Origin of the sequence: Acetobacteroides hydrogenigenes (assembly GCF_004340205.1) — a bacterium.
GTDB lineage: Bacteria > Bacteroidota > Bacteroidia > Bacteroidales > ZOR0009 > Acetobacteroides > Acetobacteroides hydrogenigenes.
Genome location: NZ_SLWB01000006.1, coordinates 15293 through 38924 on the forward strand (window position 1 = coordinate 15293; position 23632 = coordinate 38924).

The following is a 23632-nucleotide window of genomic DNA, read 5'->3' on the forward strand; positions in this document are numbered from 1 at the left end:
GCCGAGAGTTTTGTTAAGAGTTTTTGACAAAGCAAAGACTAGGAAATTCGGTTGCAATATTTACCTTTGCAACGCAATCGCGAAAAACGGTTCCGTAGCTCAACTGAATAGAGCATCTGACTACGGATCAGAAGGTTACAGGTTTGAATCCTGTCGGAATCACAAAAAGGCATCCACCATTGGGTGCCTTTTTCATTTATGCAATTCCCATCCGAACAAACCGTTAAAATCGAGCTAAAACCAGCCGGTAACAATAAGGTAACCACATAAAGGGTATTTTTGCAAAGCTCAACGTAAACCCAATTTACAAACGAATTTTGCCGCCAATGTTTGTTTCACTCCGATATGAAACCTTTATCAATAGCATCAAGAATGGGTTTATCTCGTTAAGTTCTCCCAATTTTCGCAAGTTCTTTCTTGGACAAACTACATCGTTTATCGGTTCGTGGGTTCAAAACATCGGCATGGGATGGCTGGTTTATCGCCTAACGGGCTCTATCGCACTTCTTGGTGTTGTAGGCTTCAGCTCGCAAATACCTGCGCTGCTTATCACCCCGTTTGCCGGTGTTTTTGCCGATAAGCTAAACCGTAAAAAGGTAATGCTCTTCACCCAGCTAACCATGATGATGGTAGCCCTGCTTTTTGCAACCCTAACCCTTACCAATACCATTACGGTTGGTATAATAGTTTTTCTGTCGGTAATAAACGGCCTGGTGGTAGCCTTCGACACACCTTTCCGTCATTCCATTCTATCTGACTTGTTGGACAACAAGGAGCATCTTTCCAACGCGGTTGCTCTCAACTCCATTATGGTAAATACATCGCGATTGGTTGGACCAGCCCTTGCCGGATTTCTTATATCAGCATTTGGCGAAGGTGTATGCTTTTTGGTGAATAGCCTCAGCTTTTTAGCAATCATTATTGCGCTGCTCTCCATAAGGATAAAAACGACACAAGTGCTAAAGCAAAACTTTAGTCCCAAGGCAATAACCGACGAACTGATGAATGGAATAAGATACGCCCAAAGCAATGCAGGATTCCGACAAATATTCCTCATCGTATTCCTTAGCAGCCTGCTTTGCCTTCCCTTTCAAAACCTAATGCCTGCGTTTGCCAAGGATGTATTTAGCGGCGATTCTAAAACGTTAGGTTTACTATCTGGGGCATTTGGGCTTGGTGCACTAATAGGAGCGGTTGTTCTCGGCCAAATATCCACTCCTCTAAAGTTGGTGCGTCTAATCGGCATTGCTGGCATTCTGCTAAGTGGAGGCATTATCATCTTTTCTTCATCGAGCATGATAAGCATAGCCTATATTGCGCTGGCCATTGCCGGGTTTGGGATGATTTCGCAGTTTGCCTCATCGAATACAATCATCCAGGTATACTCCAAAAGCGAATTCCGAGGTCGGATGGTATCGCTTTACAACGTATCCTTCCTAGGTTTAACGCCAATAGGCAGCCTTTTACTTGGATTTGCAGCTCAACACATCGGGCTACAGCTAACCATTATCATTTCGAGCGTTATCTTTATGGCAATGTCCATAAATTACCTTTTTAGGTATAAATTTGTGCAACAGAAAATACAATCTTAATAATACCAATGAAACTTTACCTCGCCCCCATTCAAGGCTTCACGAATAGCATATTCCGATCGTACATAGTACAGGCAAATGGCAACGTAACCAAGGTATTCAGCCCGTTTATTGATGCCAAGCGCTACCGTAAAGAAGGCGAAAAGGTTTTAAAGGATATTGTAAAGTCGATAGATGGCAACCAGCCGCTAATTCCTCAGGTATTGGGGAGCAATAGCGAGGAGATATGCACCGTTCTGAACCGCTTTAAAGAGTTAGGATTCGAAGAGGCCAACATCAACATGGGATGCCCCTTTCCGCCTGTTGCCACCAAGCAAATGGGCAGCGGCCTAATCCCCTTCCCCGAAAAGATTGATGAGATACTGGCTGCAGCACTACAGGTTGGCATTAGGATTTCTGTTAAGATTAGGCTAGGCTGGTCGAACAGCGAAGAGCTGGAGGCCGTAATCCCTATCCTCAACAAGTACGACCTTGCAGAGGTGATTATTCACCCCCGATACGGCAAGCAGCAGTACAAGGGAGAGGTAGACATGAATGCTTTTGAGCGATACGCCAAGATGCTAAAGGCCCCCGTTGGCTATAGCGGCGACATCTGCACTGTAGCTCAATTGGAAGGTCTAAAAGAGCGTTTCCCCTTTGTAGATTCGTGGATGATTGGCCGAGGTGCCATTTCAAACCCAATAATCTTTAAAACTATTGAAGGTGCAGAGCCAAGCAGAAAAGAGGTTGCCCTAGCCGTAAAACAGGTTCACAACCTCCTTTTTGATGAGTTCTCGGCTTCATTAAGCGGTCCAAGCCATCTTATGAATAAAATAAAGCCCTACTGGGATTACTTTGAAATAGCATTTCTACCCGACCTCAAGCAACTCGTAAAAAAGACCGTAAAGGCAGGAACTGTGGCCAACTACCAAGCGGCTGCCAACGACCTTTTCGCCAAGGCTTCGCGAGAATTCGAATAGGTTAACGCTTAACTGTTGTTCCATCGTAGCATGGGACAACAGAGCGCTTGTTGAGCTGAAGGCAGAACTGTACATCCTTTTCAAAACCGTGAGCCACAAGTTCTCTGTAATGCTCTCCCTCTGAAAGAAACTCACCTAGATTGTCTCTATTATCGCTGAACAGCGACTTTAGCATATATGCCGTATCAGTCCATTTTATGGATACTTGAGACTCCAACGAGTATATAATTGCACCTGCACATACCGAATCTTCGAGTGATACGGTATTCTCCGAGCCGCTGCAAACAAGCACTAAGCCGTTTGCATTGGAAACTCGACGAGCAACTGCCGATGCATTTAAAAACGCCCCTAAGTAAACGGCAGATGCACCAACAACGCCTTTTAAGGTTCGAGTACCATTTGTTGTTGTAAGGACAATGTCCCTACTCTTTATCTTTTCTGGTAAATAGTTTAATGGAGAGTTATCTAAATCGAAACCTTCAATTAGAATACCATCTCTTTCGCCTCCCAAAACAACTTCTGGGTTTTCCGCTTTAATTGACATCGCTTCCTCGACGCTTTCAACCGGAATTATAGATTTAGCACCATTATGCAATCCTTCAACAATAACGCTAGTTGCCCTAAAAGCATCAATAACCACAACCTCCTTGCCTTCAAAATCGTAACCATCAAGAAGGCCAGCATGTAAAATAACCTCGACTTTCATCTAATTAATATTTAAACGGTTGGAAAAAACACCCATACTAGCGTTTTATTCATTCGCATTTGAGCTAGTGAAACATGGGTGCTTCATATAGTCTCTTCCTATAAGATCTAAAAATACAAAAAGGAGGTCTTACAAACAATTGTAAGACCTCCATCTATGCAAAGCCTAGGCTAGTTTTTTCTACTTTTTAATTGCTTAATGAATGTTGGAAAACTCCGAAACATCAACCTGTACGCCTAAAAGACCCTTTTCCTTAAGGGTATCAATGTAGAACGGCATCTTTGTTGTCTTTAGCGTTTTGGTTTCTCCACCCTCGAAGTGCTCTTCGTGAACGTATGTTTTAGCCTCGCCTTCCATCACCTCAAGCTCGGCCTGGTACACCTTCATTGCAGCATCATGATCGTAGAAGTCGAAATCGCTCTTGCCTATTAACTCTTCTGCTTTTAAACCATGTGCCTTGGCTACAGCAGAGTTGATGACAACAAGCTTACCTGAGTGATCCTTTACGAAAACCTTTAATGGTAGGTTGTCGATAATCTTATTGTACATCGTCTTCACGTTTTCCGCATCTTCCGAAGCCTTTTCCATTTGGGCTAGTGTTTCCTTCATTGCCTCGTTTTGCATGGTCATTTCAATCTCCATTCGCTTGAAGTCAGTAATAACCTTAGAGATACCAAACGATCCTACGATGCGACCATCAGCACCAATGAGCGGCATTTTGGTGGTAGATACCCACTGTTCGCGACCATCATCCCATCGCTCGCAAACCACATTGTCGATAATCTTTTTGCCAGTTCTAACAATTTCCATCTCCTCTTGATACGAGCGATTGGCGTGCTCGGCCGAGTGGAAGTCGAAGTCGGACTTACCAACAAGATCGGCAGCCGAGTTAACCTTGAATAGCGGAGCCATCGATTCGCTGACACGAATGAAGCGGCACTGTTCGTCCTTAAAGTAGATAAAGTCTGGAATTGTAGATAGAAGCGCATCCAATAGGTATTTTTCCTTCTCCAGCTCCTTGTTCATCTGATCGTTTTCGCGAGCACGCTTTTCGAGTTCTTCTTGGGTAGCCTGTAGCTCTTCTAGGTTTTGGCGCATCTCCTCTTCCTGTGCGGCCATCTGCTCTGCCTGTACCTGCGAACGCTCCAAAAGGGCAGTTGTACGCTCGTTGATACGCACGCTGGTTATGGTAGACGATATGCTTTCGGCAATTTTCTCAATGAACTGGATTTGATACTCTTCAAACTCGTTGAAAGAAGCTATCTCGAGTACACCATTTACGGTATCGTTGATTTTTAGCGGAACAAGAATCAGGTTGTTCGGATTCTTTTGTCCCAATCCTGATGTGATTTCGAGGTAGTTATCGGGCATCTCCTTAAGCAGGATAGACTGCTTTTCGAAGAAGCATCGGCCAACTAGCCCCTCTCCCATATCTACCCGCTTTTGGTGCATTTTACGACGATCGTAGGCAAAGCAAGCGGTCATTTCGAGGAAATGATCGTCCTCAACATCATCGTTAAGAACGAATACGCCACCTTGTATGGCATTTACGTACTTAACCAGATTCTTAAGAACATCGAACGACATCTCCTTAAGGTTGTCGTGGTTGTTGCGAAGTATCTCGGCAAATTTGGCCATCCCCTCGTTAGCCCACTGGCTCTTTTTGTTGGCCTCCTTTTGGGCTTCTTCGAGCTCTTTGGCTTTGGCAAGGCTTCCTTGCATACCAACAAGAGCAATCCCCAACTTATCTTCGTTACCACGAGGTGCATAGCTGCATGCGAGGTTGCCCTCGCCGATCTCCTTGGCAAAGCGGGCTGTTTCGGTAAGGTTATCTACCAAGTCGTTTACCGAATTGGACATAGCCCCGATTTCGTCGTTTAGCGAATAGCGTACCTTCAACTCGTCGGACACCTTCCCTTGCGCTACCTCCTTTAAGGATACGGTTAGCCTATTTAGCGGAGCAAGGATTCGGATGCTAAAGACCTTCAGCAAAACAGTGGCGAGTACAGCCCAAACGCCCATCACCACAAAAAGGATCATAGCTAAGAGGCCTAGCTGGCTTCCGCTACGAGGCGACAGGAATACGACTCCACCATCGGCATTTACCTTCGATAGCGGATAGTAGCAGGCAATATACCTGCTGTCGTCGAAGCGAACCCTTTTGATGCTGTTATCGGCCTGACCAGCGGCAAACTCCGAAAGCTTATCGCCATCGGCAAGCGAGGCTAGGCTCTTCCCTAGGTACTTTTCTACGTTCGACGATACGATATCGCCACCACTGTTTAGCAGTAGAATGCTTAGCGTATCCTCCTTCATATTCTTGTTAGCCGAAAGAACGAGCTCCTGCAGCGGCAGCATTTGGCCAACTACTAGGGTTCGCCCGTTAATGGACGTGCCCTTTACAGCTACCCTTAGGTAGGCATGCTTATCGGCTGAGGTAACTAGAGCAACCTCCTTATCCGACGCAATATCGGCTGCCGTAAAGCGATTGTCGGAGAAGGTTCCTGTGCCAACTGCTGCCTCGCCGTTTGCCGTAAGGTGGTAAACCTTAGTGGCGCCTGTGCCCGTTTCGGTAACGGTGGCGTACAGGTTTTGGGTATCGTTAACCCCTTTCAGCCATTTCACGATAGCCGTATCGCTGGCGTTGCTTGCCAATAGGTTACCCAAGCTAACCGAGGCTACCTTAGCCACCTGTGCCGACGAGGCTATGCTCCGTTGCAAGGCGCTCTCGAACGCTGCCGACTGGGCCTCGAGCCGCTCCTTTTCGCTACTATACATCACCTTTCTCATCTGAACGAGGAGAAGGCTTCCGATAACTAGGAAAAACAGCAGGGAGGCGGCTATGATCGACAGTGAAATCTTCTTCTTCAAAGAAAAATTGACGTAATCAAACTTAACTCTCATATTCCCTTATTTGCGTGATTCAAACTAAGCCATTAATAGTAATTAAAAATCCCACGAAATTACAACTTTCCCCGACTCAGCCACGCACGCCTTGCACAAATATAGACAGCGCCTATTCCTTTGCAGCATGCATTAATAGAACAAATGGCTGGGGCGCACACCAAACTGCATTGCAAAATTTTCAACCACAAGAACACTCATGCAATTCTTTTACTATATTTATAAATCTTTAAGACAGCCACCATCATAGGGTCATCTTCATGAGCCAAGCCAATTCAAATGGCTGGTGGCAATCTTAACAACAAACAGCCTCCTAACGGAGGAATTGCTAACAATAAAAGTATTTAAACTATGAAAAGTACAATTACTGACAAGCTGGTGAAGGATCATAAGGCAGAAATCGAAGCCGCCATCACCGCATTAGAAAATTTGATTAACCCTAACACCCCGGTGCTCACATCGGAAGAACGCTCATTTTACGGTAAAGGGGGAGGAGATTCCAACAAGCTTCTGGTAGATGACGTAAAGACCCTTTCGCAAACTCAGCCACAGCTGAACTCTCCGCTTATCGATTGGACCGAATTTAACAGCGACAACGCTGCTGTAAGCACGTGTAAGAGTTGGATTGGCAGGATGGAATCGATAGTCTACAAGCTAGAAAGTGCCAAGATGATGCACGAGTACGATAACTACATGGATGCCATCGACCAGTACGCGCACCTCGACTACCTTAGCCGTAATAACGTACAGGGCGCTGCCGAAGCGCACAAGCTGCTTAAGGAGCACTTTAAGCGTGCAAAGGCAAAAACCGAAAGCAATACCGAAAAGTAGCCAACCCCAATACCGACAAAAAAGGTGCTCGCAATCGGGCACCTTTTTTGTGCGTCAGCCGATAGGTTGACCTATCAACGACGATAGCCTAACCTATCAACGACGATAGCCTAACCTATCAACGACGATAGCCCAACCTATCAACGACGATAGCCCAACCTATCAACGACGATAGCCCAACCTATCAACGACGATAGCCTAACCTATCAATGACGATAGGCAAACCTATCAACGACGACAGCCTAACCTATCTACAGCTACGGGAGAAGGCATCTACCCCCTACGCCTCTGCTTCGCTCGGCGAACGGATTCTACTCCCTACTCCCTACTCCCTACTCACTACTCACTACTACAGGCGCGAGGCAACCTCGTCGAGGAACTCCTCGGAGTGCACCACCTTCTCGGCGCGGGGGCTGCAGATGGCGGCCAAGTCGCCCGTCATTACCCCCTCCTCGATGGTTTCTACCACTACCCTCTCCAGCTTTCGGGCAAAGGCCACCAGTTCGGGAATGTTATCGAGCTCGCCGCGCTTGGCCAGCGCCCCGGTCCACGCATAGATGAGCGCCACGGCGTTGGTGGAGGTCTTCTCGCCCTTCAGGTGCTTGTAGTAGTGGCGCTGCACGGTGCCGTGGGCAGCCTCATACTCGAAGTATCCCTTGGGCGACACCAGCACGGAGGTCATCATGGCCAGCGAGCCGAACGACGAGGCCACCATGTCGCTCATCACATCGCCGTCGTAGTTCTTGCAGGCCCACAGGATGCCTCCCTCGTGCTTCATGATGCGGGCCACCACATCGTCAATCAGCGTGTAAAAGTAGGTGATGCCGGCATCGGCAAAGCGCTGCTTGTACTCGCTCTCGAATATCTCCTCGAAGATATTCTTGAAGCGCTGGTCGTAGATCTTCGAGATGGTATCCTTGGTGGCAAACCAGCAGTCGATCTTCTGGTCGATCGCGTACTCGAAGCACGAGCGGGCAAAGCTGCCTATAGAGTCGTCGGTGTTGTGCATCCCCTGGATTACCCCGGGCGAGTCGAACTCGTGGATAAGCGTGCGGCGCTCCAACCCGGCCCTGTCGGTGTACACCAGCTCGGCCTTGCCCGGCCCGTCGATGTACATCTCGGTGTTCCTGTACACGTCGCCGTAAGCGTGGCGGCCCACCACAATGGGCTTCACCCACGAGCGCACCGAAGGCTGCACGTTCTTCACCAGAATGGGCTTGCGGAACACCGTGCCGTCGAGCATGGCGCGGATGGTGCCGTTGGGCGACTTCCACTGCTGCTTGAGGCCGTACTCCACCACGCGGTCGGCGTTGGGCGTGATGGTGGCGTTCTTCACCCCCACCCCATACTTGATGATGGCGCTGGCGGCATCCGTGGTCACCTTGTCGTCGGTCTTATCGCGGTTCATGATGCCCAAATCGTAGTACTCCACCTTCAGGTCGACATACGGCAGGATCAATTTCTCCTTAATGATGGGCCATAGAACTCGGGTCATTTCGTCGCCGTCGAGCTCCACCAGCGGCGTTTTCATTGCTATTTTGGACATTGTTGTAGACGTTAGATATTAGACATTAGATGTTAGACTTTCGGCAAAGAGGATCACCGAGATATTTTAGGGTTGATTTGCGCTACTGGCAAAGAGTATTAGCAGCAAGGCTGATGGAAGCGCTGAGAAATTTTAGAATTGCTTCATCCTACTAACAAACCAGATTAGAGGTAATGCAGCATCTAAGCACGTTATCCCCTCCTTGGGAGGGGTTAGGGGTGGGTTTTACCTTCTTTTCGAAAGACTAGCCACCTAACACTTCACTTTGTAAGATTGTATTTAAGCCAATCGCTAGTGCTGCTTACTACTCTAAACCCACCCCTGCCCCTCCCAAGGAGGGGATAAAGAGCGCTGATTTAGATTTGCCATCACCTAGGGCGCAAGTTTTGCGCCCCTACCCTCATCATTTACCCCCGCTCGCTTAGCGGGATATAGGAAACCTCCTCGGCCAGCGTTTTATATGCAGGGCGGATGATACGCTTGGCGCTGATGAGCTCCTCTAGGCGATGGGCGCACCAGCCGGCAATGCGGGCCATGGCAAACATTGGGGTGTACACCGCCACGGGGATGTCGAGCATGCAGTACACGAATCCCGAATAAAAGTCGACGTTGGGGGCAATCACCTTCTCCCCTTTTATCTCGTGGAATACCTTTGGAGCCAAGCGCTCGATGGCATCGTAGAGGTTAAACTCGTGGAGCCTGTCCTTTTCGATGGCTACCTCGCGAGCCTTCTTCTTAAGCACCACGGCACGCGGATCGGAAAGGGTGTAAACGGCATGCCCCATCCCGTATATCTTGCCCGAGCGGTCGTAGGCCTCCTTGCGGAGAATCTTTGCCAGATACTCTTCGATCTCCTTCTCGTTGCTCCAATCCTTCACGTTACGCTTGATGTTGTCCATCATGGCCATCACCTCGCTGTTGGCCCCACCGTGCAGCGGCCCCTTCAGCGAGCCAATGGCAGCGGCAATAGCCGAGTAGGTATCCGTTTGCGACGACGATACCACGTGAACCGTGAACGATGAGTTGTTACCCCCCTCGTGCTCGGCATGCAGCACCAGCGCCAGATCTAGGATTTCCACCTCCAGCGGGGTATAGCGGTTGGCGCCCTTAAGCAGGTATAGGAAGTTCTCGGCATGGCTCAGCTTCGGATGCGGATGACGGATAACCAGCGACTTGTTCATGTAGTGGTAGCGCATGCCGTGGAAGGCGTGGGCAATAATCTCGGGAAACTTGGCAATAAGGCTGATGGACTGGCGCAGCACGTTTTCGGTGCTGGTGTCATCGGCGTTATCGTCGGTGGTGTAGAGCGCCAGCACCGATCGGGCCAGCATGTTCATGATGTCCTTACCGCGAAACGAGAGGATGATATCCTTGGTAAAGTACTCGGGGAGCTTGCGCTGCTCCTTCATGTACTCGCTGAATCGCTCCAGCTCATCGCGGGTAGGCAGCTTGCCAAAAAGCAGCAGGTAAACCGTCTCCTCGTAGCCCACGCGCTTCTCAGTAAGGTAGCCCTCGGCCAAATCCTTAATGTCGATCCCGCGATAGGTAAGCTTTCCTTCGGCAGGAACGTTTACGCCATCAACCTTCTTAACGCCCGACACCGAACCGATATTCGACAACCCCACAAGCACGCCGGTATGGTCGGCGTTGCGCAGACCACGCTTAACATCGTACTTTGCGAAAAGGTCGTTGTCGATTTCGGCAGCCTTCTCGGCCAAATGCGTCCAGTTAGAAAACTCGCTCATAAATATTGGTTTAGACTGTTATACATTTACACTACTTCACGTCGGTTCGAAGTAAGGAGTTGGTGTTACAAGCAAAGGTTGCCTTGGTGTACTCCCCGCCTTTTTAAGGAGGGGTGCCCGAAGGGCGGGGTGGTTTTCGGACAGTATTCTCTTCTACAACCTCCCCCGGCTACGCCGCTCCCCTCCTTGAAAAGGAGGGGACTAGCGCTGATCTTACCTTGGGCTAACCATATGAAGTTGTTTCAATCCTTACATCGAACTGATATTTACTTCTGATTTTGCCTGATGAGGTTGAGCGCCGAACCGGCCTTAAACCACTCGAACTGGTTGTCGTTGTAGGTTTGCACCGCCTCAAACGATTCGGTGCTTCCATCGGCATGATGGAGAAGAACGGTAAGGTTCTTCCCCACCTCGAACGACTCCAGCCCTAGGATATCTATGACATCATCCTCGTGAATCCTATCGTAATCGCTCTTATAGGCAAACGTAAGGGCAAGCACGCCTTGCTTTTTTAGATTCGTTTGATGGATGCGGGCAAACGACTTGGCCAGAATCACGGCAACGCCCATAAAGCGGGGCTCCATGGCGGCATGCTCGCGCGATGAGCCTTCGCCGTAGTTCTCATCGCCAACCACTATCGACAGGAAGCCGGCATCGCGGTATGTCTTAGCAGCATCCGGTACCGGCATATACTTATGGCTAAACTGATTTTTTACGCTATTGGTATGGCCATTGAAGAAGTTCGTAGCGCCAATGAGCATGTTCTGGGAGATATTCTCGAGATGCCCACGGTACTTCAGCCAAGGGCCAGCCATCGATATGTGGTCGGTGGTACACTTTCCCTTCACCTTGATGAGCAGCTTTAGTCCCTTCAGGTTTTTACCATTCCATGCAGGGAATGGCTTTAGCTCCTGCAGGCGCTTTGATGCAGGATCAATGCTAACCGCCACATTCGAGCCATCCTCGGCAGGAGCTTGGTAGCCGTTATCGGCAACATCAAACCCGTTGATGGGTAGTTCAAAGCCTGCAGGCTCATCGAGTTTTACCTCTTCGCCATTCGCATTCTTCAGCGTATCGGTTAGCGGATTGAACTTTAGGCTACCGGCAATGGTAAGCGCAGTTACAATCTCGGGCGATGCCACAAAAGCAAACGTATTGGGGTTGCCATCGTTGCGCTTGGCAAAGTTGCGGTTAAACGAGGTGATGATGGAGTTACGCTCGCCCTTCTCGGCACCGTGGCGCGCCCACTGCCCAATGCAAGGTCCGCAAGCGTTTGCCAACACAACACCGCCAATATTGCTAAACACGTCGATCAGTCCATCGCGCTGCATGGTATAGCGAATCATCTCCGAACCAGGGGTAATGGTGAATTCGCTTTTCACCCTAATATACTTAGCCTCTGCCTGCTTCGCCACCGATGCAGCGCGGGTAATATCCTCGTACGACGAGTTGGTGCACGAGCCAATCAGCCCAACATCCAACTTTTCAGGATAATCATTTTCCTCAACCGCCTTGGCAAACTCGGAGATCGACCAAGCCTTATCGGGCGTAAACGGACCGTTGATGTATGGCTCCAACTCCGATAGGTTAATCTCAATAATCTTATCGAAGTACTTTTCGGGATTAGCAACCACCTCTGGATCGGTTCGGAGGTAATCCTTAATGCCATTAGCTAGCGATGCCACCTGCGAGCGTCCGGTAGCCACTAAGTAACGAGCCATATTGTCGTCGTAGCCAAAGATGGAAGTTGTTGCTCCAATCTCGGCCCCCATATTGCAAATAGTTCCCTTACCTGTAGCCGAAATAGAGTCGGCACCCTCTCCAAAGTATTCAACAATGGCATCGGTACCCCCAGAAACAGTTAAAATTCCAGCAATTTTAAGGATAACATCCTTTGCCGATGTCCAGCCGCTCATCTTCCCGGTTAGCTTAACACCTATGAGTTTGGGGAATTTCAACTCCCAAGGCATGCCCACCATCACGTCTACGGCATCGGCTCCACCAACACCAATTGCCACCATACCCAAGCCTCCTGCATTAACGGTATGCGAATCGGTTCCCACCATCATTCCACCAGGGAAAGCGTAGTTCTCGAGCACTATCTGGTGGATAATGCCCGCACCCGGCTTCCAGAATCCGATACCATACTTGTTGGAAACAGAAGCAAGAAAGTCGTAAACCTCCTTGTTGGTAATCTCGGCTTCTTTAAGATCGGCAGTAGCACCATCCTTCGCCAGAATAAGGTGATCGCAATGCACAGTAGAAGGGACAGCCACCTTCGATTTTCCTGCACTCATAAACTGCAGCAAAGCCATTTGAGCTGTAGCATCCTGCATAGCAACCCTATCGGGATTAAAATCCACATACGAATTTCCCCGTTCGAAGGGCATCCTAGGGAGTTCACCATCAATATGCGCATACAGAATTTTCTCGGTCAGCGTAAGAGGACGACCAAGTAATGCTCTAGCAGCATCCACCTTCTCTGGTAGATTTGCATACACCAATTTAATGAGGTTGAGATCGAATAGCATTGCTTTGTGATTTATGTGTGTTCGTAACTAATTACATAACCTAACAACCCTCAAACCGTAATGTTTAAGGAGTCAATAGCCCAAGTGACAAGCAGGCAAAAAGCGCCTACTCGCGCTGCTTACAGGCAATTAAAAAGTCAGCAGTAAGAATATAATGGAAATTTCAGAAACGTCCCCGACAGCTATATTATAGAAGGATAACTCTAGAAATTCTAGAAGTTATTATTATGCCGCCGGTACTGGTTATCCCAATTTATGTAAAGGTAATAGCCCATGCTTATTTGAAATGTTCGATTGCAATATAACAGGATTGAACCATAAATCCGAGACAGATAAAAATCATTATACGGATAATTACACTATTCATTAAGGCATTCCTTACAAAACACCTTTCATTTAATTACAATCTAAATTGAATCATGGTTATATAGCGATTATAAACCCGTTCAAACAACCTCCTTTTATTGCGAATTATAGCTAGATTATTTTTGAGTTAAATTATAAAAATACGCCTTTCAATAGATTTCTTTTTCTACTAAAACAATCTCGAAGAACAATCCGTATAAGAAGAAAAAATTCTTCCGACCAACATTTAACACTTGCTCCGAAGTGTTATATTACAATATAATGATGGAAAATTAACAGCAACGCACTTCACATATAGCTAATTCTATTAAAACAACAGTTTCTTTGTGCAAACTTCAAATACATGTGCAGCTATGTACAATAAACCAGCACTACACTCTTTTCACATTCCTGTTATGGGAGTTGCTTATACCATAGACTCTCCCCTGAGAGTTGCGGAATATGGCATTTCATCGGTTATTTCGCTGGTAGATGACCTACTCATGGAGAAGATGCGCGAGCTATACAGCAAAAAGTTTGAGCTCCCCTTTTCGCCAATCTCCTCGAGCGATATTGATGCACGAGCAAAACGAATCACCTCCTACCTAAACATGATCGACACCATCGTTAAGGCTAAGGTAGACGAGTTGCTCAGCAAAAAGTCGAAGGTTGATTTACGTCGCTTTTCCGAGCTACTTCCCAACACCTCTACCATTAAACTAGAGCTTAACAGAGTCATAGAAAATAAAACAAACTCCACCAAAGAGTTTTGGAATAAGCTTAAGGAAAACCTAACCAGCGGGCTTATCGATGTAAACATCATGACCAAGGTAGACAAGGAGAACTACCACAACGGAGAAAAGCTCAGCGAAGAATATAATGATGCTCATGCTGCTCTTCGCGGATTTGCGCAGAGCAGCCTAACATCCTCCATTGTTTTATCGGCAGGGATGAATCCTAAACTTTACGGCTACATCGAATCTTTCGAAGACTTTTACCCCAATGCCAACTTCGAACTGAAGAAGAAGGTTACCTTGAAGGTGTCCGATTTCCGTTCGGCGCTTATTCAGGGTAAGTTTCTTGCTAAGAAAGGAATTTGGGTATCTGAATACCGTATTGAGTCGGGACTAAACTGTGGAGGACATGCCTTTGCAAGTGATGGACTTCTGCTAGGACCGATTCTTCAAGAATTTGCAGATAACCGCGAGGTACTTATCTCCTCGAACTTCGAGATATACGCAAAAGCCCTAGCTGACAAAGGTAAATTTATACCTCCAACACCTCCCGAACTTAAAATCAGCGTTCAGGGCGGAGTTGGAACCCACGAAGAGCATCAAATGCTCATCGACAAGTACAAGGTAGACTCAGTAGGCTGGGGATCGCCATTCCTACTTGTAAAAGAAGCCACCTGCGTTGACGATGAGACCCGCAAAAGGCTCGTAGATGCCCGAGAGGACGATCTTTACCTCAGCAACATCTCGCCACTTGGAGTGATGTTCAACAATCTGCGAGGAAGTTCCAAGGAGCAAGAAAGAGACATGCTTATTGCTAAAGGAAAACCCGGCAGCTACTGTCCAAAGCGCTACCTTGCGCTCAACAAGGAGTTTAGCGAACGAGGAGAATGCACCGCATCAATTTCCTTCATTAAAAAGAAAGTTGAAGAACTAAAGGGTAAGAATCTCCCCCAAGCAGAGTTCGACAAAGAGTACAAAAAGATCACCGAGAAATCGTGCCTATGTATAGGTTTGGTTACCTCTGCCTTTATCGAACATGGCATTGAGGGAGGAAAGGACTACAACGGGATTACAGTCTGTCCAGGACCAAATACAGCCTATTTCACCAAAGAGGCAACACTTAAAGAGATGGTTGGCCACATATATGGCACTAACAATGTAATAGAAAGAACAGACCGCCCTCATATGTTTATAAAGGAGTTAATGCTATACGTAAAGTATCTAAAGGATCGAATAGCAGAAAGTCCTGCTGAGGCAAACACTAAAGAGGCAAAGTTCTTTACTACCTTTAAGGAAAACCTTCAAAAAGGAATAGCATACTACAAATCGTTCTTCACCGAGGCTACCAAAGAAGGTAAGCAATCGTTAGAGCGACTGCTTAATATTGAAAAAGAAGTTGGTAGTATCTAACAAACAACAATATGATTAAGAAAAAGGGACGCATTCTGTGTCCCTTTTTTTATTCTATCTCAATCCCATACTTAGAGAAAAGTCCTAATGCGCTAGGATAAGCAAACTTTGCTCCTTTTACCCTATTCAATTCAAGATCGAAAGAATATTCCGTAGATGTTCGAAAGTCTGCCTGCTGAAGGTTGTTTTGCACAAACAAAGTATTCGCAAAGTTGCAGCTATCCAATATTGCATTAGACAGGTTGCACTCCTCGAACATAGCTGATTTTACAGAAGAGTTTCGAAAAGTAGTCCCCTTCATATTCTTTTTTAAGAAGATGGAATAGTCAAGCATGCAATCTGCAAAGCTTACAGCAAATAGGAAGTTGCTAGCAACAGAAAAGTCAACGCCAATAAGCTTACAGCCTGTGAACGTAGCATTTTTCAGGCCTGTACCATCCAACTTTACAAGACTAAAATCGCAGTTCACGAAATGGCAATCAATAAGTTCAATGCCACTAAACGACACTCCCGAAAAATCACAATTTTCAAAACGACAACTATCGTACTCAACACCATCTAAGCCAATTTCTGCAAAGCTTACGTTAGAAAAGATCTCATCGTCATACACCATCACATCAACTCGTTTTAATCCTCAACATTTTCCAGTATTTCCTTAATTCGGCCTACCTCGCCCGTTTCCAATCGAATCTTTATGCCATGAGGATGCGTACCCGAATTGGTTAGTATGTCCTTAACAACACCTTCCGTTAGCTCTCCCGTACGTTGATGCTCCTTTAGCACAATATTCACCAGCTGCCCTACTCTAACATCGCTTCTCTTTCTTCCATCCATGATTATCATTTTGTTGGCAAAGAAAGCAAAAAGGGTCGACAATATGCCGACCCTCAATATTTAAGAAAGAGCTTATCTTACTTTGGAAGCTGTGGTCCCGATGGTATAAGCGCAATAGCCGCATCGTTGTCACAGTACTGCTGGAAGTTTTTGATGTACATACCGGCAAGCTTAACAGCTTTTGCTTCCCACTCCTTAACATCTGCATAGGTACTGCGAGGATCAAGAATATCAGATACACCATTAAGCGACTTAGGCGCAGTAAGGTTCATAATTGGAATATGAACGGTTTCAGCCTTTTCGATAGAACCATCAATAATAGCATCGATGATAGCACGAGTATCCTTTAAAGAGATTCGCTTTCCGGTACCATTCCATCCAGTGTTTACCAAGTATGCCTTAGCTCCGTGCTCGCGCATCTTGTCGGCAAGTACCTTAGCGTAAACGGTTGGGTGAAGGGTAAGGAACGCCTCTCCGAATGCTGGAGAGAACGAAGGTACTGGCTCGGTAATACCACGCTCGGTACCAGCAAGCTTTGAGGTAAAGCCGCATAGGAAGTGGTATTGAGCTTGTTTCTCGTCAAGTATAGAAACTGGAGGTAATACTCCGAATGCATCAGCAGAAAGGTAGATAACCTTCTTTGCATGACCGGCACGCGATGGAAGAACTATTTTGTTGATGTGGTAGATTGGGTAAGATACGCGGGTATTCTCTGTTCTAGAGTCATCAGCGAAATCTGGAGTACCATCTTCCTTAACAACAACATTCTCAAGAAGCGCATCACGACGAATTGCTCTCCAGATATCAGGCTCGTTTTCTTTGCTTAGGTTGATAACCTTAGCGTAGCAACCTCCTTCGTAGTTAAAAATACCGTGGTTGTCCCAGCCGTGCTCGTCGTCTCCTATTAGGTAGCGCTTTGGATCGGCAGAAAGGGTAGTCTTACCAGTTCCCGATAGACCGAAGAAAATAGCAACATCGCCACCTTCGCCAACGTTGGCCGAGCAGTGCATCGACGCAATACCCTTTAATGGCAGGTAGAAGTTCATCAACGAGAAGATGCCCTTCTTCATTTCGCCACCATACCAGGTACCACCACAAACCGACATCTTTTGGCCAAGGTTGAAGAGTATGAATACGTCTGAGTGTAACCCTTGCTCCTTCCATTGTGGGTTGGTTGCTTTAGAACCATTTAGGAATACGAAATCGGGTTCTCCGAAATTAGCCAATTCGTAGTGCGAAGGACGTATGAACATGTTGGTTACAAAGTGTGCTTGCCATGCAACTTCCATGATAAAGCGCACCTTCATACGAGTATCGGCATTTGTACCACAGAATACGTCAACTACGTATAGCTTCTTAGAAGATCCAAGCTGTTCGGTTACCAGGTTTTTGCAGTGATCCCAAATCTCAGTGCTTACAGGACGATTGATGGTCCCATCCCACCACATGTTCTTCTCTGTAATTTCGTCCTTAACAAAGAATTTATCTTTAGGAGAACGACCTGTAAAGATACCGGTATCTACAGCAACGGCTCCGGTTGTTGTAACCGTACCCTTTTCGAAGCCTTCGTTTTTCGAATCGATTTCGGCTTGATACAGCTCTTCGTAACTTGGGTTATGAACAATTTCAAAGTTGCCCTTAATCCCATACTTGCTTAAATCTATGCTCATATTCATAGGGAATTTTACTATGTAATTTCAGTTTTTTCAATCTTACTCTTAAAATAATCCTGTGCTCTCTTCCCCTAGATACGCAAACGAAATGCCAGTGGCAGCAATTAAAATCAACTTTTTCAAAAATAAAACATACAAAGCTGTGAATAATAAGCAAAAAAGACCACCAGCAGTGCAAACGTTTGTCTTTCTATAACCACGCCTAAAATTAAACTTTTCCACTGCCGATCAATACCAAAATGTGAATTTTATATAAATATTTATAACTTTACACTGCGAAATTTGCTTCTCTCGCAAAAAAAGATGTTAGTTCCTTAACACATCTCTTCAAAATAAGAGGTCCTCTTCTGATATCAACAACAGGTAGGCATCACTGCACATGTCATACTGGTTTCATGCGGTCAAGAATATCTGTTCCAACTACAAACTACTTCTTCTCACTCTTCTTTTGCTGTTATTACATTCTTTTCCAACTGGCAGAAACTGTAACAGAAAAAGAAAACCTTCGTCATTCGACCAAAAAACAACCAACCCATGAAACATCTTTTCGCACAAACCTTCCTTCTCTTAGCTCTCTTTGGAGCATCAGCGCATGACGTATCGGCCATGGCCGGCAAGTATTCTGTAAAAGGCCGGGTAGTAGACACCGATACGAAAAAACCAATTGAGTTTGCCTCTGTGGTGCTCATCGCAGTACCCGACTCCACTATCAAAAGTTCAGCACTTACCGACCCGAATGGAAACTATACTTTTACCAACGTTGCCGAAGGCAGCTACGTGGTGAAGGCGCAAATTGTTGGCTACAGCCCAAACTTCTCGAGCAGGTTTGCCAGTACCCCCAACACCAAAGTTGCAGATATCCCTATTAAATCATCAGCAGTGATCAAAGAGGTTATGGTTACAGGCAAGAAGCCCTACATCGAGAAAAAGGCAGACAGGACGGTGCTAAACATCGAAAGCAGCGCAACTGCTTCAGCCGAATCGGCCTATGAAAGCACAAATTGTAGGATACACCCCCAATCTATCTGATAAGTTTAGAAGCGCACCAAGTACAAACGTTGCTGATATAGCCATTAAAACATCTGCCGTAATCAAGGAGGTAACCGTTACAGGGAAAAAACCATACATCGAAAAAAAGGCTGATAGGACTGTGCTAAATATCGAAAATAGCGCAACAGCTTCAGCCGAATCGGCTTACGAGGTTTTGAAAAAAGCGCCAAACATCAATATCGACAAGGACGACAACATAAACATCAACGGAAAGCAGGGTGTTACCGTTATGATTAACGACCGCCCTACACAACTCTCAGGAACCGATTTGGCCAACTACCTAAAGGGGCTTCAGGGTTCTGAAATTGAGAAGGTGGAGATCATCAACAATCCTCCATCACGCTACGATGCTGCTGGTAATACGGGCATAATCAACATTAGAACGAAGCGAAACTTTAAGCCAGGTTTTAATGGCAGCATCAATGGCGGAATTACCTACAATGGTCAAGTAGGTGGCTCTGGTGGCATCAACCTTAATCTTCGCAGCGGGAAAACCAACGTTTATGCCAGCTACAATCCAGGAACATATCCTGGCGATAACGACATCGAATTAAAAAGAAAAATCTTCTACAACAACCAATCGTGGTTATTAGACCAAAAGAACAGGATTGAATGGAGATACAATGCAAACAGCTTTAAAACCGGCGTTGACTACGACATTAACAAGAAGAATACCATTGGCATAATGGTTAGCGGCTATGCCAATAGCATGGACAACTCAACAAGCGGCACAACCAACTTCTTAAGCAATAAGCCTACTGCCGATTCGTCTATTTATAGCAATAATCCAACCGATGGTACATTTAGGAATATGAGCTACAACTTCAACTACAAGTCGATCTTGGATACAACAGGAAAAGAGCTTAATGTAGATGTAGACTATGCTCGCTTTGACAACAACTCGGATGCAAGAAACGAAACCTACTACTATGATGCAACCGGAATTGCAATAAGAGACCCTAAGCTGCTTAAGAGCGAATCGCCTTCCGATATCACCATTAAGTCGGCTAAAGCAGACTACGTACATCCATTCAACAAAATATTCCGCCTTGAAGCAGGTGCAAAGGTTAGCGCTGTAGAAACCGACAACAATCTAAATTACTACATAATACAGAATAGTAGCGAAACATTTGATCCAAGCCGCTCTAACCATTTTGTATACAAAGAGGATATTGCAGCGGGTTACCTGAGCCTCTCCTACGATAAAAACAGCACCAGCATTAAGGGAGGCTTGCGCGTTGAGCACACATCCAGCAACGGAAACTCGATAACGATGAACAAGGTGGTTGACCGCTCGTATGTTGACTTCTTCCCTACGTTCTTCGTTCAGCAAAAGATCAACGAGAATAATACTATTGGTTTAAGCTACAATAGGCGTATCGACCGTCCTCGTTACCGAGACCTTAATCCGTTCCGTTTCTACTTGGATGAGTATACCTTCATGGAAGGGAATCCGTTCCTCGATCCCCAATACACCAACAACATCTCAGTAAACCATTCGTGGAAAAACATGATCTTTACCGAGTTCACCTATACCAACACTCAGGATGTAATGGTACAGATTGTGGAGCAAAACGACGAAACAAAAGTTGGTAAGCAAACCATGAAAAATCTTGAAAGTTTAAACTCTTTCTCGCTTACGAATAGCATTAACGTTAGTCCTACCCAATGGTGGCGAAGCAACAACAACATTACGGCCTACTACAATAGCTACAAGAAAGCGGATAGCAACCTAGATCAAACCAACAGCAAGCTTTCGGTAAACATTTCGTCGTCCAACAGCTTTATACTTCCAAAGAAGTATACGCTCGAGCTAATGGCTTTTTACCAGTCGCCACTAGCCTATGGGATGTTCCAAATTGAGGACATGTACTCAATTAACCTTGGCATCCAAAAATCTTTTATGGATGGAAAGGCTCGTGTAAAAGTATCGTTTGATGATATTTTCAATACGATGAGGAATAAAGCCTCTGCCAACTACGACAACATCCATGTATGGTCGCATACCAAATGGAGCTCGCAAAGAATTGGCATCAACTTCTCGTATCGTTTTGGAAAAACAAACATGAAGCCATCGCGCCAGCGCCGTTCAGGACTCGAAGATGAAAGCAACCGCGTAGGTAGCGGACGCCAATAAGCAGCAATAACCAAACCCAATAATCAACAGAAGGTCTGCCAGAGAAAAGCTCTGCAGACCTTTTTTTAAGCCCAAAATCGTTCTGATGGCTCCGCTTAATCCGTAGCTTAAAAAGCTCGCGAGCTCTTGACTAAAAGCTGGCGAGCTTTTGTTTGAAAGCTGACGAGCTCTTAGATAAAAGCTGGCGAGCTCTTGGTTGAGAGCTCGCCAGCTTTTGGACAAACGCATTAGACCTTTTAAAAGAACCCCTTTTAGCTAGCTTGCGGTTGCCAATTTGAGCTTTAAAATTGCTTAGGTTCGAATTCAACATTATAAAAAAGGAATGCCCACATATCGGCAGCCTCATCTATCACCTTCGAGGTTGGCTTACCGGCTCCATGTCCAGCCTTTGTTTCAATGCGAATAAGCGCAGGATTAACTCCTGCAGCCATTTCCTGTAAAGTGGCGGCAAACTTAAACGAATGGGCAGGCACCACACGATCGTCGTGGTCGGCAGTCATGATAAGCGTTGCCGGATAGGTAGCCCCATCCTTAATATTATGTAGAGGAGAGTAACGGTAGAGATACTCGAACTGCTCTTGGCTATCGCTGCTTCCATACTCTACCACCCAGCCCCAGCCAATGGTAAAGCGGTGGTAGCGCAGCATATCGAGCACGCCCACTTGAGGGATGGCAACCCTAAAGAGTTCGGGCCGCTGGGTCATGGCAGCACCAACCAGCAGGCCACCATTAGAGCCTCCTGCAATGGCCAGCCGATGGGGCGAGGTGTACTTTTGGGCAATCAGGAACTCGGCTGCGGCAATAAAATCGTCGAACACGTTTTGCTTCTTCTCCAGCATACCAGCCCGATGCCACTCCTCGCCGTACTCACCGCCTCCTCGAAGGTTTGCCACCGCATATACGCCACCATTCTCCAAAAACGCTATCCGCGAAGGGCTAAACGCTGGGGTTAGGCTAATGTTGAATCCGCCATAGCCGTAGAGCAGTGCTGGATTAGCACCATCAAGATCAATTCCTTTCTTATGGATGATGAACATCGGGACCTTTGTACCATCCTTGCTGGCATAGAAAACCTGACTGGTTTCGAAGCATTCAGGATCAAATACAACTTCCGTTGAACGATATGCGGAACTTTCTCCCAATTCCACATCATACTTATAGATGGCTGCAGGATTGGTAAAACTTGTAACCGAGTAGAACAGTAGCGCATCGGCCTTTTTGCCGGAAAGCCCAGCTGCAGCTCCAATTCCCGGAAGCGGAATCTCCTTTATACGTTCGCCACAACGATCGTACTCAAAAATGCGCGTTGCAGCATCCTTCAGGTAGAAGGCGAATAGCTTACCTCCGCCCTTTGTAACACCTTCAAGCAGGTCGTCGGCCTCGGGGATAAGCGTTTGCCAATGCTGCTCGTGCGGATTATTCGGATCGACCAGCACCACCCGGTACCGCGATGCGCCATGGTTGGTGTAAACGATTAGCCTTTCGCCATCATTATCTATAATAGTATAGTCAAATTGAAATCCGGGAAATAGCAGCTTAAGGTCATCATCGGCAGAAAGGTCTTTCCAGTACAGCTCCGTTCCATGTGTTCCTTCCGATACATATATAAAAAGGTATCGTTCATCTTCGGTAACACGAGCATTAAAATATCGTAGGGGATGGTCTCTATCTTCGTAGATTAAGGTATCGCTCGATTGTTCATCGCCTAGCTTGTGGTAGTACACCTTTTGGAATTCATTGGAACCGGAGTACTCTGTTCCCTCTTTTGGAGCATCGTATCGGCTATAGTAAAACCCATCACCCTTCCACTGTGCGTTCGAGAACTTTACCCAGCTTATAACATCGGGTAAATGCTGCTTAGTTGCCACCTCAATAACACGTATCTCTACCCAATCAGACCCAGATACCGAGATTGAGTAGGCCAAGTACCTCCCATCATTGGAAAAGGAGATGCCGCTAAGAGCAACCGTTCCGTCTTCTGAAAACGTGTTAGGATCAAGAAAAACTTCCGGTTCATCATCCAACCCACGCTGGAGGTAAAGCACGCTCTGGTTTTGAAGACCACTGTTTTTAAAGAAGAAGTAGTAGTCACCCTCCTTAAATGGTGTACCATACTTTGGGTAGTCCCAAATTTGGGTAAGACGCTCCTTAATGGCGCTTCGGAAGGGGATTTGAGACAAGTAGCCTTCTGTAACACAATTTTGAGCCTTAACCCACTCTTGTGTTGCTTCCGAGCTATCGTCTTCGAGCCAACGGTAGGGATCGGCAACTATGGTACCAAAGTAGCTGTCGGATATGGATTCCTTTTTAGTATGAGGATAGGGTTTCATTTACAGTACGAATTGTTTGGTAAAGATATTGCGAAAAGAGCATAGCTTGCATCCTTCCAGAAGGCTACTTAAATGTTAATATTTTTAACCCAAAGTGAATATCATTCTAATTTTTATACATTTGCATCCAATGTTGAAAGTACGCCTATATTTAGCGGTTACAGCCTACGTTGTTTTAATTAAACGATACGTACACAAGTCACTTGATTGCGTATTTGGATTATGCTGCCGTACAAACAAACTTTTCCGAATTCTCAGAAAGGTCACTTCAACATCAGCTAAGATCTGTAATAGATCATCTATCG

General features: G+C 46.2%; 15 protein-coding genes and 1 tRNA gene. 7 read left to right on the forward strand and 9 right to left on the reverse strand.

Annotated features, from left to right (window positions below; genetic code table 11):
* Positions 1–88 precede the first annotated feature (88 nt).
* The 3 genes from CLV25_RS07515 to CLV25_RS07525 all read left to right on the forward strand — a co-directional run bounded on the left by CLV25_RS07515 (position 89) and on the right by CLV25_RS07525 (position 2551).
* Positions 89–162 (forward strand) — tRNA-Arg (locus tag CLV25_RS07515).
* Between the two features lie 164 nt (positions 163–326).
* Complete coding sequence (locus CLV25_RS07520; protein WP_131839025.1) at positions 327–1592, forward strand: MFS transporter; 1266 nt, start codon at positions 327–329, stop codon at positions 1590–1592.
* 8 nt (positions 1593–1600) lie between these two features.
* Positions 1601–2551 carry a tRNA dihydrouridine synthase gene (locus CLV25_RS07525; RefSeq protein ID WP_131839026.1) on the forward strand — a complete coding sequence of 317 codons (951 nt, stop codon included), beginning with the start codon at positions 1601–1603 and terminating at the stop codon, positions 2549–2551.
* A gap of 1 nt (position 2552) precedes the next feature.
* Here CLV25_RS07525 and CLV25_RS07530 read toward each other — a convergent pair whose 3' ends face one another.
* Both CLV25_RS07530 and CLV25_RS07535 read right to left on the reverse strand, forming a co-directional pair.
* Positions 2553–3257 carry a 2-phosphosulfolactate phosphatase gene (locus CLV25_RS07530; protein WP_131839027.1) on the reverse strand — a complete coding sequence of 235 codons (705 nt, stop codon included), beginning with the start codon at positions 3255–3257 and terminating at the stop codon, positions 2553–2555.
* Positions 3258–3452: 195 nt separating this feature from the next.
* On the reverse strand, positions 3453–6161 hold the full coding sequence (locus CLV25_RS07535) for a PAS domain-containing protein (protein ID WP_131839028.1): 2709 nt from the start codon (positions 6159–6161) through the stop codon (positions 3453–3455).
* Positions 6162–6512: 351 nt separating this feature from the next.
* On the opposite strand from CLV25_RS07535, the gene CLV25_RS07540 reads away from it, so the two are divergent.
* Complete coding sequence (locus CLV25_RS07540) at positions 6513–6992, forward strand: hypothetical protein (RefSeq protein ID WP_131839029.1); 480 nt, start codon at positions 6513–6515, stop codon at positions 6990–6992.
* 349 nt (positions 6993–7341) lie between these two features.
* On the opposite strand, the gene CLV25_RS07545 is transcribed toward CLV25_RS07540, so the two are convergent.
* From CLV25_RS07545 to CLV25_RS07555, 3 genes are all read right to left on the reverse strand, one after another.
* A complete protein-coding gene (locus CLV25_RS07545; protein ID WP_131839030.1) occupies positions 7342–8538 on the reverse strand; it encodes an NADP-dependent isocitrate dehydrogenase in 1197 nt (398 codons plus the stop codon).
* 407 nt (positions 8539–8945) lie between these two features.
* Positions 8946–10283: a citrate/2-methylcitrate synthase gene (locus tag CLV25_RS07550; protein ID WP_131839031.1), complete on the reverse strand. Its 1338-nt coding sequence runs from the start codon at positions 10281–10283 to the stop codon at positions 8946–8948.
* A 266-nt stretch (positions 10284–10549) separates the two neighbouring features.
* Positions 10550–12814, reverse strand: a complete 2265-nt coding sequence (locus tag CLV25_RS07555) for an aconitate hydratase (RefSeq protein WP_131839032.1) — start codon at positions 12812–12814, stop codon at positions 10550–10552.
* 719 nt (positions 12815–13533) lie between these two features.
* Here CLV25_RS07555 and CLV25_RS07560 point away from each other — a divergent pair.
* Entirely contained in the window at positions 13534–15303 is a 1770-nt protein-coding gene (locus tag CLV25_RS07560; protein ID WP_131839033.1) for a hypothetical protein, read from the forward strand.
* A gap of 49 nt (positions 15304–15352) precedes the next feature.
* Here the strand turns inward: CLV25_RS07560 and CLV25_RS07565 are convergent, their stop codons facing one another.
* The 3 genes from CLV25_RS07565 to pckA all read right to left on the reverse strand — a co-directional run bounded on the left by CLV25_RS07565 (position 15353) and on the right by pckA (position 17813).
* A complete protein-coding gene (locus CLV25_RS07565; protein ID WP_131839034.1) occupies positions 15353–15916 on the reverse strand; it encodes a pentapeptide repeat-containing protein in 564 nt (187 codons plus the stop codon).
* Positions 15917–15930: 14 nt separating this feature from the next.
* The gene (locus CLV25_RS07570; protein ID WP_131839035.1) at positions 15931–16137 is read right to left on the reverse strand and encodes a YwbE family protein; all 207 of its coding nucleotides are present in this window, start codon (positions 16135–16137) and stop codon (positions 15931–15933) included.
* Between the two features lie 77 nt (positions 16138–16214).
* Complete coding sequence (pckA, locus tag CLV25_RS07575) at positions 16215–17813, reverse strand: phosphoenolpyruvate carboxykinase (ATP) (protein ID WP_207895604.1); 1599 nt, start codon at positions 17811–17813, stop codon at positions 16215–16217.
* A 531-nt stretch (positions 17814–18344) separates the two neighbouring features.
* On the opposite strand from pckA, the gene CLV25_RS07580 reads away from it, so the two are divergent.
* Positions 18345–18839 carry a carboxypeptidase-like regulatory domain-containing protein gene (locus CLV25_RS07580; RefSeq protein WP_131839037.1) on the forward strand — a complete coding sequence of 165 codons (495 nt, stop codon included), beginning with the start codon at positions 18345–18347 and terminating at the stop codon, positions 18837–18839.
* A complete protein-coding gene (locus tag CLV25_RS07585) occupies positions 18799–20997 on the forward strand; it encodes an outer membrane beta-barrel family protein (RefSeq protein ID WP_131839038.1) in 2199 nt (732 codons plus the stop codon). The genes CLV25_RS07580 and CLV25_RS07585 overlap by 41 nt, the downstream gene beginning before the upstream one ends.
* 281 nt (positions 20998–21278) lie before the next feature.
* On the opposite strand, the gene CLV25_RS07590 is transcribed toward CLV25_RS07585, so the two are convergent.
* The gene (locus CLV25_RS07590) at positions 21279–23327 is read right to left on the reverse strand and encodes a prolyl oligopeptidase family serine peptidase (protein ID WP_131839039.1); all 2049 of its coding nucleotides are present in this window, start codon (positions 23325–23327) and stop codon (positions 21279–21281) included.
* Between the last annotated feature and the right edge of the window lie 305 nt (positions 23328–23632).

Bases quoted from the DNA above. Each gene is read 5' to 3' on its own strand.
- CLV25_RS07520 (WP_131839025.1), top strand. From the start codon at position 327: ATGTTTGTTTCACTCCGATATGAAACCTTTATCAATAGCATCAAGAAT.
- CLV25_RS07525 (WP_131839026.1), top strand. From the start codon at position 1,601: ATGAAACTTTACCTCGCCCCCATTCAAGGCTTCACGAATAGCATATTC.
- CLV25_RS07530 (WP_131839027.1), bottom strand. From the start codon at position 3,257: ATGAAAGTCGAGGTTATTTTACATGCTGGCCTTCTTGATGGTTACGAT.
- CLV25_RS07535 (WP_131839028.1), bottom strand. From the start codon at position 6,161: ATGAGAGTTAAGTTTGATTACGTCAATTTTTCTTTGAAGAAGAAGATT.
- CLV25_RS07540 (WP_131839029.1), top strand. From the start codon at position 6,513: ATGAAAAGTACAATTACTGACAAGCTGGTGAAGGATCATAAGGCAGAA.
- CLV25_RS07545 (WP_131839030.1), bottom strand. From the start codon at position 8,538: ATGTCCAAAATAGCAATGAAAACGCCGCTGGTGGAGCTCGACGGCGAC.
- CLV25_RS07550 (WP_131839031.1), bottom strand. From the start codon at position 10,283: ATGAGCGAGTTTTCTAACTGGACGCATTTGGCCGAGAAGGCTGCCGAA.
- CLV25_RS07555 (WP_131839032.1), bottom strand. From the start codon at position 12,814: ATGCTATTCGATCTCAACCTCATTAAATTGGTGTATGCAAATCTACCA.
- CLV25_RS07560 (WP_131839033.1), top strand. From the start codon at position 13,534: ATGTACAATAAACCAGCACTACACTCTTTTCACATTCCTGTTATGGGA.
- CLV25_RS07565 (WP_131839034.1), bottom strand. From the start codon at position 15,916: ATGGTGTATGACGATGAGATCTTTTCTAACGTAAGCTTTGCAGAAATT.
- CLV25_RS07570 (WP_131839035.1), bottom strand. From the start codon at position 16,137: ATGGATGGAAGAAAGAGAAGCGATGTTAGAGTAGGGCAGCTGGTGAAT.
- pckA (WP_207895604.1), bottom strand. From the start codon at position 17,813: ATGAATATGAGCATAGATTTAAGCAAGTATGGGATTAAGGGCAACTTT.
- CLV25_RS07580 (WP_131839037.1), top strand. From the start codon at position 18,345: ATGAAACATCTTTTCGCACAAACCTTCCTTCTCTTAGCTCTCTTTGGA.
- CLV25_RS07585 (WP_131839038.1), top strand. From the start codon at position 18,799: ATGAAAGCACAAATTGTAGGATACACCCCCAATCTATCTGATAAGTTT.
- CLV25_RS07590 (WP_131839039.1), bottom strand. From the start codon at position 23,327: ATGAAACCCTATCCTCATACTAAAAAGGAATCCATATCCGACAGCTAC.